The sequence below is a fragment of the Oceanirhabdus sp. W0125-5 genome (assembly GCF_027938815.1).
Classification (GTDB): Bacteria; Bacillota; Clostridia; order Clostridiales; family Clostridiaceae; genus Oceanirhabdus.
The window spans coordinates 853,514-867,839 of sequence record NZ_CP115913.1; the positions used below are offsets into that span (position 1 = coordinate 853,514).

General features: G+C 31.2%; 13 protein-coding genes. 12 read left to right on the forward strand and 1 reads right to left on the reverse strand.

Translation table 11 applies throughout. From position 1 onward, the window contains the following. Positions 1-5: 5 nt before the first annotated feature. The 3 genes from OW730_RS04170 to disA all read left to right on the forward strand — a co-directional run bounded on the left by OW730_RS04170 (position 6) and on the right by disA (position 5,030). Positions 6-2,444 (forward strand): ATP-dependent Clp protease ATP-binding subunit, encoded by a 2,439-nt coding sequence (locus OW730_RS04170; protein ID WP_271227813.1) that lies wholly within the window; start codon positions 6-8, stop codon positions 2,442-2,444. Between the two features lie 144 nt (positions 2,445-2,588). Continuing rightward, positions 2,589-3,950 (forward strand): DNA repair protein RadA, encoded by a 1,362-nt coding sequence (gene radA, locus OW730_RS04175; protein ID WP_271227814.1) that lies wholly within the window; start codon positions 2,589-2,591, stop codon positions 3,948-3,950. A gap of 15 nt (positions 3,951-3,965) precedes the next feature. Continuing rightward, on the forward strand, positions 3,966-5,030 hold the full coding sequence (gene disA / locus OW730_RS04180) for a DNA integrity scanning diadenylate cyclase DisA (RefSeq protein ID WP_271227815.1): 1,065 nt from the start codon (positions 3,966-3,968) through the stop codon (positions 5,028-5,030). 116 nt (positions 5,031-5,146) lie between these two features. On the opposite strand, the gene OW730_RS04185 is transcribed toward disA, so the two are convergent. After that, positions 5,147-5,569: a DUF1573 domain-containing protein gene (locus OW730_RS04185; RefSeq protein ID WP_271227816.1), complete on the reverse strand. Its 423-nt coding sequence runs from the start codon at positions 5,567-5,569 to the stop codon at positions 5,147-5,149. A 147-nt stretch (positions 5,570-5,716) separates the two neighbouring features. Here OW730_RS04185 and OW730_RS04190 point away from each other — a divergent pair, with 147 nt between their 5' ends. From OW730_RS04190 to OW730_RS04230, 9 genes are all read left to right on the forward strand, one after another. Further along, positions 5,717-6,214: a CarD family transcriptional regulator gene (locus tag OW730_RS04190; protein ID WP_271227817.1), complete on the forward strand. Its 498-nt coding sequence runs from the start codon at positions 5,717-5,719 to the stop codon at positions 6,212-6,214. Positions 6,215-6,299: 85 nt separating this feature from the next. Beyond that, positions 6,300-7,415: a PIN/TRAM domain-containing protein gene (locus OW730_RS04195; protein ID WP_271227818.1), complete on the forward strand. Its 1,116-nt coding sequence runs from the start codon at positions 6,300-6,302 to the stop codon at positions 7,413-7,415. Position 7,416: 1 nt separating this feature from the next. Continuing rightward, positions 7,417-8,109, forward strand: coding sequence for a 2-C-methyl-D-erythritol 4-phosphate cytidylyltransferase (gene ispD / locus OW730_RS04200; protein WP_271227819.1), 693 nt, complete (start codon positions 7,417-7,419; stop codon positions 8,107-8,109). Positions 8,110-8,375: 266 nt separating this feature from the next. Further along, positions 8,376-10,091: a proline--tRNA ligase gene (locus tag OW730_RS04205; protein ID WP_271227820.1), complete on the forward strand. Its 1,716-nt coding sequence runs from the start codon at positions 8,376-8,378 to the stop codon at positions 10,089-10,091. 33 nt (positions 10,092-10,124) lie between these two features. Continuing rightward, a complete protein-coding gene (cysS, locus tag OW730_RS04210) occupies positions 10,125-11,522 on the forward strand; it encodes a cysteine--tRNA ligase (protein ID WP_271227821.1) in 1,398 nt (465 codons plus the stop codon). A 218-nt stretch (positions 11,523-11,740) separates the two neighbouring features. Further along, positions 11,741-12,154 carry a Mini-ribonuclease 3 gene (locus tag OW730_RS04215; protein ID WP_271227822.1) on the forward strand — a complete coding sequence of 138 codons (414 nt, stop codon included), beginning with the start codon at positions 11,741-11,743 and terminating at the stop codon, positions 12,152-12,154. A gap of 5 nt (positions 12,155-12,159) precedes the next feature. Then, positions 12,160-12,888: an FAD-dependent thymidylate synthase gene (thyX, locus tag OW730_RS04220; protein WP_271229513.1), complete on the forward strand. Its 729-nt coding sequence runs from the start codon at positions 12,160-12,162 to the stop codon at positions 12,886-12,888. A 15-nt stretch (positions 12,889-12,903) separates the two neighbouring features. After that, positions 12,904-13,758 (forward strand): 23S rRNA (guanosine(2251)-2'-O)-methyltransferase RlmB, encoded by an 855-nt coding sequence (rlmB, locus tag OW730_RS04225; RefSeq protein ID WP_271227823.1) that lies wholly within the window; start codon positions 12,904-12,906, stop codon positions 13,756-13,758. Further along, positions 13,755-14,264 (forward strand): NYN domain-containing protein, encoded by a 510-nt coding sequence (locus OW730_RS04230; protein WP_271227824.1) that lies wholly within the window; start codon positions 13,755-13,757, stop codon positions 14,262-14,264. The genes rlmB and OW730_RS04230 overlap by 4 nt, the downstream gene beginning before the upstream one ends. Positions 14,265-14,326 lie beyond the last annotated feature (62 nt).

A 14,326-nucleotide genomic window follows, 5' to 3' on the forward strand; every position in this document is an offset into this window, starting at 1 on the left:
GAACTATGTTTAATAGATTTACTGAAAGAGCACAAAAAGTTATTTTATATGCTCAAGAAAATGCTAGAGAGTTGAAACATGGATATGTTGGTACAGAACATATATTGCTAGGATTATTAACTATTGAAGAAAAAGGATCAAATCTTTTTTTAAATGAAGAAGGAATAAAAAAGGATGACGTAAAAAAATTGATAGTTCAGCTTGAAGGAGAAGGAAAAGAAGAGGTTCAGGATAAAATTCCATTAACCCCAAGAACCAAGAGGCTTCTTGATTCAAGTGTAACAGTAGCAAATGAATTGAAAAATGAATACATTGCTCCAGAACATATGTTGCTTGCATTGGTTAAAGAAGGGCAAGGGGTAGCGTTTACAATTTTAATTAAATTAGGTGCAGATATAAACAGGCTATTTACTAAACTAGTTGAAAGTATGAAAGCACAGCCTAATGTACAGACAAGTGAAAGTGCTAGGAAAAGAAATAGAAGAGATAATAAAACACCTGTATTAGATAAGCATGGAAAAGATTTAACTGAGATGGCTCTAGAAGGTAAATTGGACCCTGTAATAGGTAGAGAAGATGAAACGCAGAGAGTACTTGAAATATTATGTAGAAGAATGAAGAATAATCCTTGTCTTATTGGAGAGCCAGGTGTCGGCAAAACTGCTATAGCAGAAGGATTGGCACAAAGGATTTCAGAAGGTAATATTCCAGAATTGTTAAGAGATAAAAGAGTGATAACTTTAGATCTTTCATCTGTTTTAGCTGGGGCAAAGTATAGAGGAGAATTTGAAGATAGACTTAAAAATATAATGGAAGAAATTATGAGTTCACAAAATATAATAGTATTTATTGACGAAATACATACTATTGTAGGAGCTGGTGGAGCAGAGGGCGCAATTGATGCTTCAAATATATTAAAACCTGCACTTTCAAGAGGAGAGATACAATGCATTGGAGCAACAACTTTAGATGAGTACAGAAAATACATTGAAAAAGATTCTGCTCTTGAAAGAAGATTTCAACCAATAAATGTTGGTGAGCCTACAAAAGATGAGGCGTATCAAATATTACAAGGGTTAAGAGACAAATATGAAGCTCATCATGGAGTTAAAATATTAGATAATGCTCTAAAGGCCGCTGTTAATTTATCAGATAGATATATAACAGATAGATTTTTACCAGATAAAGCTATTGATCTTATTGATGAAGCCGGATCAAAAATAAGACTTAAGAATTTTACTGCACCACCAGATCTTAAAGATTTAGAAGAAGAATTAGAAAAAGTAACAAAAGATAAAGTTGATGCAATTTCTGTTCAAAATTTTGAAAAGGCTGCTGAATTTAGAGATAAAGAAAAAGAGATTAAAGAAAAGCTTGATAACATGCAGAATAAATGGGTAACTAAGAGTGAATCAAAAGATTTAGAGCTAACTGAAGAAGATGTAGCACAAGTAGTTTCAAAATGGACTAATGTACCAGTTAGTAAATTAACACAATCTGAATCTGATAAGCTTTTAAATTTAGAAGAAATATTACATGAAAGAGTAATTGGACAAAAAGAAGCAGTTGACGCTATATCAAAAGCAATAAGGAGAGCTAGAGTAGGATTAAAAGATCCAAAGAGACCAATAGGATCATTTATATTCTTAGGTCCAACAGGAGTTGGTAAAACAGAGTTAACTAAGGCTTTAGCTGAAGCAATGTTTGGTGATGAAAGTAATATGATTAGAATTGATATGTCAGAATATATGGAGAAACATTCAGTATCAAGAATGATAGGATCTCCTCCAGGATATGTTGGATTTGAAGAAGGCGGACAGTTGACTGAAAAGGTGAGACGAAAACCTTATTCAGTTATACTATTTGATGAAATTGAAAAAGCTCATCCAGAAGTATTTAACATATTATTGCAAATATTAGAGGATGGAAGAGTAACTGATGGAAAGGGTAAATTAGTAAATTTTAAAAATACAATCATCATAATGACTTCAAATGTAGGGGCTACAACTATAAAGAAACAAAAAACAATGGGATTTGCAACTGCAGCAAATGGAGTAAATACTGAGTACGAAAAAATGAAAGAAAATATGATGAATGAATTAAAGAGAAGCTTTAGACCAGAATTTTTAAATAGACTTGATGACATAATTGTATTCCATTCACTTGAAGAGAAGGATCTTATAAGTATTGTGAAGATAATGCTAACAAGTGTTAAACAAAGGTTAAAAGAAATAGACATTACAATTAAATTTGATGAAAAGGCAGAAGAATACTTGGCACGAGAAGGGCTAGACTTGGAATATGGAGCGAGGCCTTTAAGAAGAGCTATAACCAAAGCCATTGAAGATAGATTATCTGAGGAAATATTAAAAAATAATATTAAAAAGGGAGATAGTGTTTTAGTTACTATTAAGGATGATAAATTGCATTTTCAAGCAGTGTAGTATTACATTAAATTTAATAAAGCAATATAAATAGTATATTGGAGGTTTTATTGAGGCCTAAGGAATTGTATAATAAATATAGAGATTATACAATTCCTTATATTTTTAACGTGATATTTAGATATTCAGAAATGGAGAGTTGGTATGGCAAAAATTAAAAGTAGTTTCGTTTGTCAAGAATGTGGATATGAAACTCCTAAATGGATGGGGAAATGTCCTGATTGCGGTAATTGGAATAGTTTTATTGAAGAAGTTAAAACTAAAGATATAAAACATGCAAGAGCAGTTACTACAACAGGCAGCAGTAAGCCAGAGAAAATAACAAATATTAAATCAGGTGAAAAAGAACGCCTAGATACAAATATAAATGAATTAAATAGAGTACTTGGTGGCGGATTAGTTAAAGGCTCCTTGACTCTCATTTCAGGTGATCCAGGAATAGGAAAATCCACATTGCTGCTTCAAACAGCTAGTAACATAGCAGATAAATATGGAAAGGTTCTTTATGTTTCAGGAGAAGAATCGGAGCAACAAATTAAAATGAGGGGAGATAGATTAAAAGCTAATCAAGAGAATCTGTATGTTGTTTCAGAGACTAATATAGATACAATTGAAGTACATATTACTAATGTTGAACCAAGTTTTGTTATAATAGATTCAATTCAAACATTGTACAAGAGCAATATATCTTCGGCACCGGGAAGTGTTTCGCAAGTTAGAGAATGTTCTAATGACTTGATGAGATTAGCTAAGGGAAAGCAAATACCATTCTTTATTGTGGCTCATGTAACTAAACAAGGTGAATTAGCAGGGCCTAGAGTACTGGAACATATGGTTGATACAGTGCTTCATTTTGAGGGAGAGAGAACACAAGAATTTCGAATTTTGAGAACTATAAAGAATAGATTTGGAACAACAAGTGAAATTGGAGTTTTTGAAATGCGTGGTGAAGGACTTATTGAAGTTGAAAATCCTTCAAAGGTATTTTTGCAAGACTCAGAATATGCTCATGAGGGGTCTGTGGTAGTTGGAATAGTTGAAGGAACAAGGCCCGTTCTTGTAGAAATGCAATCTCTTGTTAGTCAAAGTAATGTTCCTATGCCAAGAAGAACTGCTGTCGGGGTTGATAAATCTAGACTTAATCTTGTTTTGGCAGTTTTAGAAAAGAAATTCAGGGTACCATTTTATGATAGAGATGTATATGTAAATGTAGTTGGCGGATTGAACCTAGATGGTACATATGGAGATTTAGGTTTGGCGATTTCTATGATTTCAAGCCATAAAAATAAACCTGTAAAGCTTGAAAAAGCTATAATAGTAGGGGAAATTGGATTAACTGGAGAGGTAAGACCAGTGACACATTGTGAGAAAATTGTAAATGAAGCTAAAAAATTAGGATTTGAAAACATAATAATTCCAAAGAAAAATTTGGATAAGATTAAAATTAATGATATAAATATAATAGGCATTTCAAATTTGAGGGAATGTTTGACTAAAGTATTTTAAAGTAGGGTGAGAATATTGAGAATAAAAAAAGATGAAGAGCTCATAAAAATACTAAAAATAATCGCTCCTGGCACAGAATTAAGAGAGGGCTTAGAGAATATTTTGAGAGCAAAAACTGGTGGATTGATATTGATTGGTGATGGAGAAGAAGAATTGAAGCTTATAGATGGTGGATTTAACATTAATGCTGAGTATTCACCAGCATATGTATATGAGCTGGCAAAAATGGATGGGGCATTAGTGCTAAGTTCAGACTTAGAAAAAATAAGATGGGCAAATGCACAGTTGATGCCTGAACAAAATATTACCACATATGAAACGGGAACAAGACATAGAACTGCAGATAGAGTAGCTAAACAAACAAATAGTATAGTTGTTGCCATATCCCAGAGAAGAAATATTATAAGTATTTATAAAGGTGATATGAAATATGTTCTTAAAGATAGCAGTAAAATATTAGCTAAAGCTAATCAAGCTATTCAAACTTTGGAGAAATATGTTTCTGTTCAGCAAAAGATTATAAACAATCTTAATGTATTAGAATTTCAAGATTTAGTAACATTATTTGATATTATGACAGCAATACAGAGAGCAGAAATGGTAATGAGAATAGTAGAAGAAATTGAAAGATACATCTATGAATTAGGTAATGAAGGGCGTCTTATTTCAATGCAGCTTCATGAACTTATTGAGGATATTGAAGAAGAAGAAGTTTTCTTAATCAGAGATTATTGCCAAGGGGAATTAGAGTATCAAAAAGTTTATGAAAAATTACAAAATATTGATTACGATGAGTTGATAGATTTAGATAGAGTAGCAAAGATACTAGGATATGGAGGTGTGCCTTTAGTTGATACAATTATATCACCTAGGGGATACAGAATGTTAGCTAAAATACCTAGAATTCCTTCAAGTGTTGTTGATAATCTTGTAGAGAGATTTTATGAGCTTAAGAGTATTGTTGAGGCAACACATGAAGAATTAGAAAGTGTTGAGGGAATAGGTGAAGCAAGAGCAAAAACTATAAATAATAGATTAAGAAGGCTTAGAGAACAATTTATACTAGATAGACAGATATAGTACAATGGATAGAAAGTAAAAATCCAAATAACTTTAGATTATTACGATTTAAATTATACTAAAGTTATTTGGGTTTTAAATATACTTTCATAGACATAATGCAAATTACCAATAATTTACTTAAGATTATATTTTCCTAAAGTTTTTAAATTTTCGTTTTCTTTAATTAAAATATCGTACATGTTCAAATCTAAAAGGTTACATAATGAGGCTATGTAAAAAAGATTGTTACCTAATTCTGTATTTAAAACTTCTCTACAATTAGCACATAACTTACCTTTTAAATGTGTTTTTAGGCATTTGTTTAGTATTTTAAGATCCTCATCATCACAATTATTATTAGTAACTGTGAGTTCAAGTTTATTTTCGCATGAAGCATCGATGCATATACAACCACAATCTGTTACTGCTTTAGCAAGAGCTCTGTTGACTCGTGCTTGTGATTCAAGAAGCTTTGAAGAAATATCAATTATGCTTCTGTGTCTCAATAAACATTGATCAATTGAATTTTGAAACTCGTCAAAAATAATATCTTTCATAGACACAACTCCCTTATAGACTGTAATAAAAAAGTCCTTAAGTAAATTATAGTAACTAAATAAATAATTTGTCAACAAAGATTGTACCAAATAATGCTTATGTAAATATAATAAAACATGAGAGAAAATTTTAATAGGGGGTTATCTGTGTTAAAAATTGGTGATAGAATTTTTTTGGCAAATTATGGTGCTGGGATAGTTAAAGAAGTTGGAGTAATTGATGACATCTCGGAGAAAGAAGAATACGTTAAGATTTTCCTTGTATTTGATAAGATGAGCATTTTTTTACCCAAGAAAAAATTAAATACATGTAGGTATAGGAAGATATGTTCAAAAGAAGATATGAAAAAAAATATTGAAATAATCTATACTGAACCAGAAGATATCGAAAAAAATTGGAATGCACGATATAGAAAAAATAGAGAAAAGCTACAAGGATTAAATATAAATGCAATATGTTGTGCTCTTAGAGATTTATATTTTTTGAAGCTTAATTTAATGTTACCACAAGGAGAGGAAAAGATTCTTGAGAGGGCAGAAGGATTAGTAGTAAGTGAACTTTCTATGGTAATGAATCTAAAATATAATGAAGCCTTAGAGAAATTAAGAAATGAAAATATACTTAAAGAAATGAATAATTTATAAAATATTAATGGTATTATTGAAAAAAGAACACTTATGATATATAGTAATTTATAAGTAATATGAGAAAGAATAAGGAGGTGAACAAATGCTAAAAAAGATACTAAGGTCAATTATTGTTGCTTCAGGATTAATATTAGGGTATATGATTGGAATGGGTCTCATTAAAGATGAGAGCTTTTCATTTATAAATAATCTTACAAATAATAATACTGTTTATGAATTTGCTTTTACGATTTTTTTAAGTTTAATTACAGGAATCATATTTTTAATAGTTTCGCCTATAATAACATCTGCAATCATACAATTAATTGAATATATAGAAAAATCATTTCAAAAAATACCAATATCGGATGTTCTTTTTGGAACTACAGGAGCTATAATTGGGTTAGTAATAACAACCTTATTTTTTAGTGTAATTAAGTTTGAACATATACTTTGGACTACATTTATGGTTATTGCTAATATTGTTATGGCTGTTTTAGGAGCTGATATTCTTAGAAGAAAACGAGATGAAGTTGTAAGTTTTTTTGCATCAATAAAGAAAAGTAGTGTATCTTTTACAAAGGAGAAGAAAACTAAAATTGTTGGAGCGCCTAAAGTACTAGATACATCAGTGATTATTGATGGAAGGATATTAGATATTTGTCAAACTGGATTCATTGAAGGAAGCTTGATTATTCCAAACTTCGTTCTAGAGGAATTGAGGCATATTGCTGATTCGGCGGATGACTTGAAAAGAAATAGAGGTAGAAGAGGGTTAGATATACTAAATAAAATTCAAAAAGAGCTTGATGTACCTGTAGAACTTTCGGAGAAGGATTTTCCAGATATAGCTGAAGTTGACAGTAAATTATTGAAATTAGCACAGGTATTAAAAGGTGTAGTTCTAACTAATGATTTCAATTTAAATAAGGTGGCTAAACTTCAAGGGGTTAAAGTGTTGAATATAAATGAGTTGGCTAATGCTGTTAAGCCGGTAGTCTTACCAGGGGAAGAAATGCAAATACAGATTGTTAAAGATGGTAAGGAAGCAGGGCAAGGTATAGCCTATTTAGACGATGGAACTATGATTGTTGTTGACGGTGGTAAAAGACAAATAGGGCATATATTGAAAGTAGTAGTGACATCTGTACTTCAAACTGCTGCAGGTAGAATGATATTTGCTAGAAAAAAAGAAACTATTGAAGGTAAAGGTGAGTAGTATGAAGGTTGGAGCAATTGTTCTTGCCGCGGGTAAAGGAAGTAGAATGAAGGCAGGGATAAATAAGCAGTTTTTAGAGATTCAAGAAAAACCAATATTGTATTATTCACTAAATGTGTTTGAAAGAAATAGCAATATAGATTTTATAGTTGTGGTTTGTTCTCCAGAGGAAAAATTAATTATTAAAGACTGTATAATTGATAAGTATGGTTTTAAAAAAGTAAAAATGCTTGTAGCTGGAGGAAAAGAAAGAAAAGACTCAGTATTTAATGGCCTTAAGGTTATGGAAGGTGTAGATGTGGTCTTAATTCATGATGGTGCTAGGCCTTTTATTAATAATAGAATTATTGATGAGGGAATTGAGCATACTTTAAAATTTAATTGTTGTGCCTGCGGTGTTATGCCTGTGGATACTATAAAGGTAGTAGATGGAGAAAGACTTTCAAAATATACGCCTAAACGCAGTGATTTGATAGCAGTACAGACACCACAATGTTTTAAGTATGACTTGATAAGGGAATGTCATGAAAAAGTAAATAGTCAAGGCATAGAAGTTACAGATGATACTTCTGTTGTTGAATACTTTGGGAATAAAGTTTATTTGTATGAAGGAAGCTATAATAATATCAAAATAACTACTCCTAAAGACATGATCATGGCCAAAGAAATTTATAAAAATCTATTTACAAAATAAATAAATATTGTATAATTAACTTACTGAAAATTAAATAATGATATAGGTAATGATGAAGAATAGTAAAGATAACATACAGAGAGAAAATTATTGCTGAGAGATTTTCAACTATCTTGAACCCGCTTTTGAACCATAGGTAAACCCTATCGGATTATCCGTTATTTAAATTAAGAACCAATTTAGGTGGTACCGCGACTTCACTCGCCCTAATATACTAGGGCGAGTTTTATTTATTTATAAAAAAGGAATATGGGAGGTATTATTTTATGAAAATGTCAAAAATGATTATACCAACTTTGAGAGAGGTTCCTGCTGAAGCAGAAATACCTAGCCATAAGTTGATGTTAAGAGCCGGTTTGATAAGAAAACTTTCATCTGGAATATATAACTATATGCCATTTGGGTTAAGAACTATCAAAAAAATAGAAAATATTGTTAGAGAAGAGATATCAAACTTTGGAGGACAGGAAATTTTATGTTCAGCTCTTCTTCCATCTGAACTATGGAAAGAATCAGGAAGATGGGATGTTATGGGGAGTGAAATGTTCAGACTAAATGATAGGAATGAGAGAGAATTCTGTTTAGGACCTACGCATGAAGAAGTATTTACAGACCTAGTAAGAACAGAAATTAAATCATATAAGCAATTACCATTGAATTTATTCCAAATTCAAACGAAGTACAGAGATGAAAGAAGACCAAGATTTGGATTAATGAGATGTAAAGAATTTATTATGAAAGATGCATACTCATTTGATATTGATGAAGATGGATTAAATAAATCATACGAGGATATGTACCAAGCATATAAGAACATATTTGAAAGATGCTCATTAGATTGCAGTCCAGTTGAGGCTGATTCAGGTGCTATGGGTGGTTCAGGGTCAGCTGAGTTCATGGTTAAATCTGAAGTTGGAGAAGATGAAGTTGTATTCTGTAAGAGTTGTGGTTATGCTGCTAACGTTGAGAAAGCACCAACTGTTGCTGAGATTTTAGATAAAGAAGAAATGAAAGAGTTAGAAGAAATTGAGACTCCAGATGTTAAGACAATAGATGATCTAGAGAAATTCTTTAATACTTCTGCCAAGAAATTCGGTAAAACTTTGATATATTATGCTGATGGTAAAAGTGTGGCAGTGGTTATAAGAGGTGATAGAGAGGCTAATGAGGTTAAAATTAAAAATGCGCTAGGTGGACCGGTTGAGTTTGAGTTAGCACCTCCTCACATAATTAAAGAAGTTACTGGAGCTGAAGTTGGGTTTGCTGGACCTATAGGAATTAAGACAGATGTATTATTAGTTGACTTGGAAATCGTAGAATTAAGCAATTTTATTACTGGGGCTAATAAAACAGGATATCACACTGCTAATGCTAATTATGGCAGAGATTTTGAAGGTGTAGTAGGCGACTTTAGAAAAATTGAGAATGGTGAGCAATGTCCAAAATGCGGAGAAGAAATTGAAATCGCTAGAGGGGTAGAAGTAGGACATATTTTCAAGCTTGGAACTAAATATTCTGAGTCAATGGGAGCTAATTATATTGATAAAGAAGGTAAAGAAAAGCCGATTTTAATGGGATGTTATGGGATTGGAATTGGAAGAACTATGGCTGCAATAATTGAACAGCATCATGATGAAGAAGGAATAAAGTGGCCGCTTGCAGTAGCTCCATATGAAGTTGTAGTTGTTCCTGTAAATATTAAAAAAGAAGACCATATGAAAGCTTCTGAAGAAATTTACAATAAGTTAAAAGAAATGGGAGTAGAAGTACTTCTAGATGATAGAAATGAGCGCGCAGGTGTTAAGTTTAAAGACTCAGAAATAATAGGAATCCCAATGAGAATAACTGTTGGAAAAAATATTACTGAGGGTATGGTAGAATTTAAATTAAGAAATGAAGCAGAAAAAGAATTAATTTCTGTAGAAGATGTGTATGATAAGGTTAGAGAAGAATATAGAAAAGCAAATCTATTTATAAAATAAAGTATAATTACTATATGAAAAGGAGGGAAAACAATGAGAATTTATAATAGCATAACGAAGCAAAAAGAAAAGTTTATTACTATTGAACCAAATAAAGTAAAGATGTATGTATGTGGACCAACAGTATATAATTTTTTCCACATAGGTAATGCTAGGACTTTTATAGTATTTGATACAATAAGAAAATACTTAGAATATAGAGGATATGAAGTTAATTTTGTACAGAACTTTACTGATATTGATGATAAGATGATAAGAAAAGCAAATGAAGAAGGTACAACGGTTAAAGAACTTGGAGATAGATATATAAATGAGTATTATAAGGATGCAGATGCTCTAAAAATTGATAGGGCTTCAGTTAATCCTAGAGCAACTGAATACATGGAGAAAATAGTTGAGTTTGTTAAAGACTTAGTTGATAAAGGTTTTGCGTATGAGGTTGATGGGGATGTATATTTTAGTACAAAGAGTTTTGAGGATTACGGAAAGTTATCTGGTCAAAATTTAGAAGATTTACAAGCTGGCGCAAGAATAAAAGTAGACGAGAGAAAAAAAGATCCTATGGATTTTGCTATTTGGAAAGCTGCTAAACCAGATGAACCAGCATGGGAATCACCATGGGGATTAGGAAGACCAGGGTGGCATATAGAGTGTTCTTGTATGGCTCAAGATATCTTGGGAGATACTATTGACATTCATGGAGGCGGAATGGATTTAGCATTCCCGCATCATGAAAATGAAATTGCACAAAGTGAATCAAAAACAGGAGCTAAGTTCGTTAATTACTGGATGCATTCTGCTTATTTAAATGTTGATAATAAGAAAATGTCTAAATCTCTTAATAATTTTATAACGGCAAGAGAGGCTTTGAAAAAATATGATGCTGAGGTTATAAGATATTTTATGCTTCAAGCACACTATAGAAATCAACTGAATTTTACTGTTGAATTACTTGAGAGTGCTAAGTCTTCTCTAGATAGATTGTATAATGCAGTTAACCATTTAGAAAACTTATTTGATAAAGTTGAAAGAGAATTATTAAATGAAGAAGATGAGAAGTTTATAAAAATCCTTGAGGAACATAAAAGTAAGTACATTGAAAAGATGGATGATGATTTCAATACTGCTGATGCTATTTCAGTACTCTTTGATTTAGTAAAAGATATAAATATAAATATAAATGTTAATTCATCTAAAGCTCTAATACAAAGTTCACTTAATTTATTAAGAGAATTAGGAAAACCTTTAGGAATACTTCAAAATACTACAAAAGGTTCTTTAGAAGATGAGATAGAAGAATTGATACAAGAGAGACAAAAGGCTAGAAAAGAAAAAAATTGGGCATTAGCTGATAAAATAAGAGATGATTTAAAAGAAAGAGGGATTGTTCTAGAGGACACTCCTGAAGGTATTAGATGGAAGAAAATTTAGAAAAAAATTATAAAAAGATTATAAAAAGGATACTGACTTACAGTTGGTGTCCTTTTTTGTTGCAAAAAACTTCTTAAGGTATTAAAATTAAATGAATATTGAGTAATGTTGTTTTTTAATGAATGAATATGTTTTATACTATAGATAGGCAAATATATTTAGATACGTATAAGATTACAAACTAATTTTTAATATAAAAACATTGAAAGGATTTTTGTATGAACTTTGAATTTTTAGGAGATAACTTTAAAGAAGTAGAAGCAAAACAAATGAATTCTTTAACATTGGCTTTTATTGGCGACAGTGTTTTTGAAATAATAGTTAGAAGCCGTATTATAAAGGGAAATATGAATATGAAAGTAAAAGACGCTCATAAGAAAGTTATAGATTACGTAAAAGCTACTTCCCAATGTAAGCTTATGAAGAAGATTGAAGATAAGTTAAATGATGATGAAATGGGTGTTTACAAGAGAGGGAGAAATTGTAAAAGTATTTCTGCACCTAAAAGTGCTAATATAACAGAGTATAGAGTAGCAACGGGTTTTGAAGCGCTTATCGGATATTTGTATCTTGTTGGTAAAAATGAAAGAATTGGCGAGTTAATGAAATATGTTTTTGAGGGGGAAATATAATGGGAATGAATGTGAAATTAATTGCTTATACTCCAGAGGCAGAAAAACTGATAGCATCAGCTGCTAAGTTATGCTACAGTAGGGGTGGTATTGAAGAAATTGAAAAAAATCTTACTCAAGACAAGGTGGAAAAATTTGTTGATATGCTTCAGTCGTATGGTCATGAATCGCCAATTGAGCATGTATCTTTTACATTTGCTGTAGAAGGTGTATCAAGAAGTTTAACACATCAATTAGTGAGACATAGAATAGCTTCTTATTCGCAACAAAGTCAAAGATATGTTAAATTAGAAGGGTTTGAGTATGTAGTCCCACCAGCTATAGCAAGTGATGAGAATCTATTAAAGGATTATAATGAGGCGATGGATAATATAAATAAATCCTATAGTTATTTAGCTGATAAGTTAAAGGAAAAATACATACAAGAAGGGTTAGATGAAAGAAATAGTGAAAAGAAGGCTATTGAAGATGCTAGATATGTATTTCCAAATGCATGTGAAACTAAGATTGTTTTCACAATGAATGCAAGGACATTAATGAACTTTTTTAGGCATAGATGTTGTCAAAGAGCTCAATGGGAAATAAGATTAATGGCAGATAAAATGCTTGAATTAGTAAAGGATGTAGCACCAGCTATTTTTAAATATGCAGGACCAAGTTGCGTGAAAAGTCCGTGTCCAGAGGGAAGAATGACTTGTGGTAAAATTGATGAAATGAGAAAAAGATATCTTTAAAAGAAGGTGAAAAATATGAAAAATAAAGATGAATTTAATAAAATAGAAGACTCAAACAAAAAGACAGACTTTAAAAGGAAAAAGAATTATAAGAAAAAAGAAGATTCAAACTCTAAGGAGGATTTAGGGAACATTATTGAAGGACGTAATGCAGTAGTTGAAGCCTTAAAAAAAGACAGAACAATTGAGAATATACTTATAAACAGTTCTAGTGTAGGGCATTCTATGAATGTTATTTATGCGCTGGCTAAAGAAAAAAAGATTGTAATAAAAGAGGTGGACAAACAAAAGTTAAACTCTATAAGTGAAACAGGAAATCACCAAGGGGTAATAGCTATTGTTAACTCGTATGAATACTCTTCAGTAGAAGAAATATTAAACCATGCAGAAGAAAAAGGAGAAAAGCCTTTTATAATTATTCTGGACGAAATAGAAGACCCACATAATTTTGGTTCAATAATAAGAACAGCTGAAATTGTTGGAGTTCATGGGATAATCATACCTAAAAGAAGGAATGTTGCTGTTACACCTACGGTGCATAGAACTTCAGTTGGTGCTGTAGAGCATATGAAAATTGCTAAAGTAACGAATATAAATGCAACTATAGATGAACTTAAAGAAAAGGGAATATGGATTTACGGAGCTGATATAAAAGGTGAGGCATATTGTCATGAAACTAATATGGATGGAGCAATAGCGTTAGTTATTGGTAGTGAAGGTAGGGGGATTTCAAGATTAACCTTAAAGAAATGTGATGTTTTGGTTAAGATTCCTATGGTAGGAAAAATAAATTCTCTGAATGCATCTGTGGCAGGTGGAATTCTGATGTATGAAGTGTTGAGACAAAAACTTAACAGTGGTAAAAAGTGAAAATAATATATGTTGATGGTTATAATTTAATAAATAATTGGCCAGAACTTATAAATGAGAAAAAAGTTAGTTATGAAGCTGCTAGGCAGAAATTAATAGAGATTTTACAAAATTATGGAGCATTCATTGGTAGTAAAATTATCGTAGTATTTGATGCTCATAAAGTTAGAGGAAGCATACAGAAAAAAGAAAAATATGGTGAATTAATAGTGATTTTCACAAAAGAAGGAGAAACAGCAGATAGTTACATTGAAAGAAGTGTAAATGACTTAGGTAGGAGAGTTAATGTTACTGTTGTTACCGATGATAATCTGGAACAGCAAGTTGTGTTCCAAAGAGGAGCTGTAAGAAAAAGTTGTTTTGAGTTCTACACTGATGTAGTAAGAGGAATGTCAAACATTCAAAATAAGACAATAAAGGTAGCTTCAAAAGAAAGAAATTTATTATCAGAGTTTATGGACGACAGTGTTTTTGAAAAACTTGAAAAAATAAGAAGAAGTCATTGATTTTCTTGACGATTGAAAAAAAATTATTGTATAATCTAAGTTAGAGTATTATGTTGAATTAA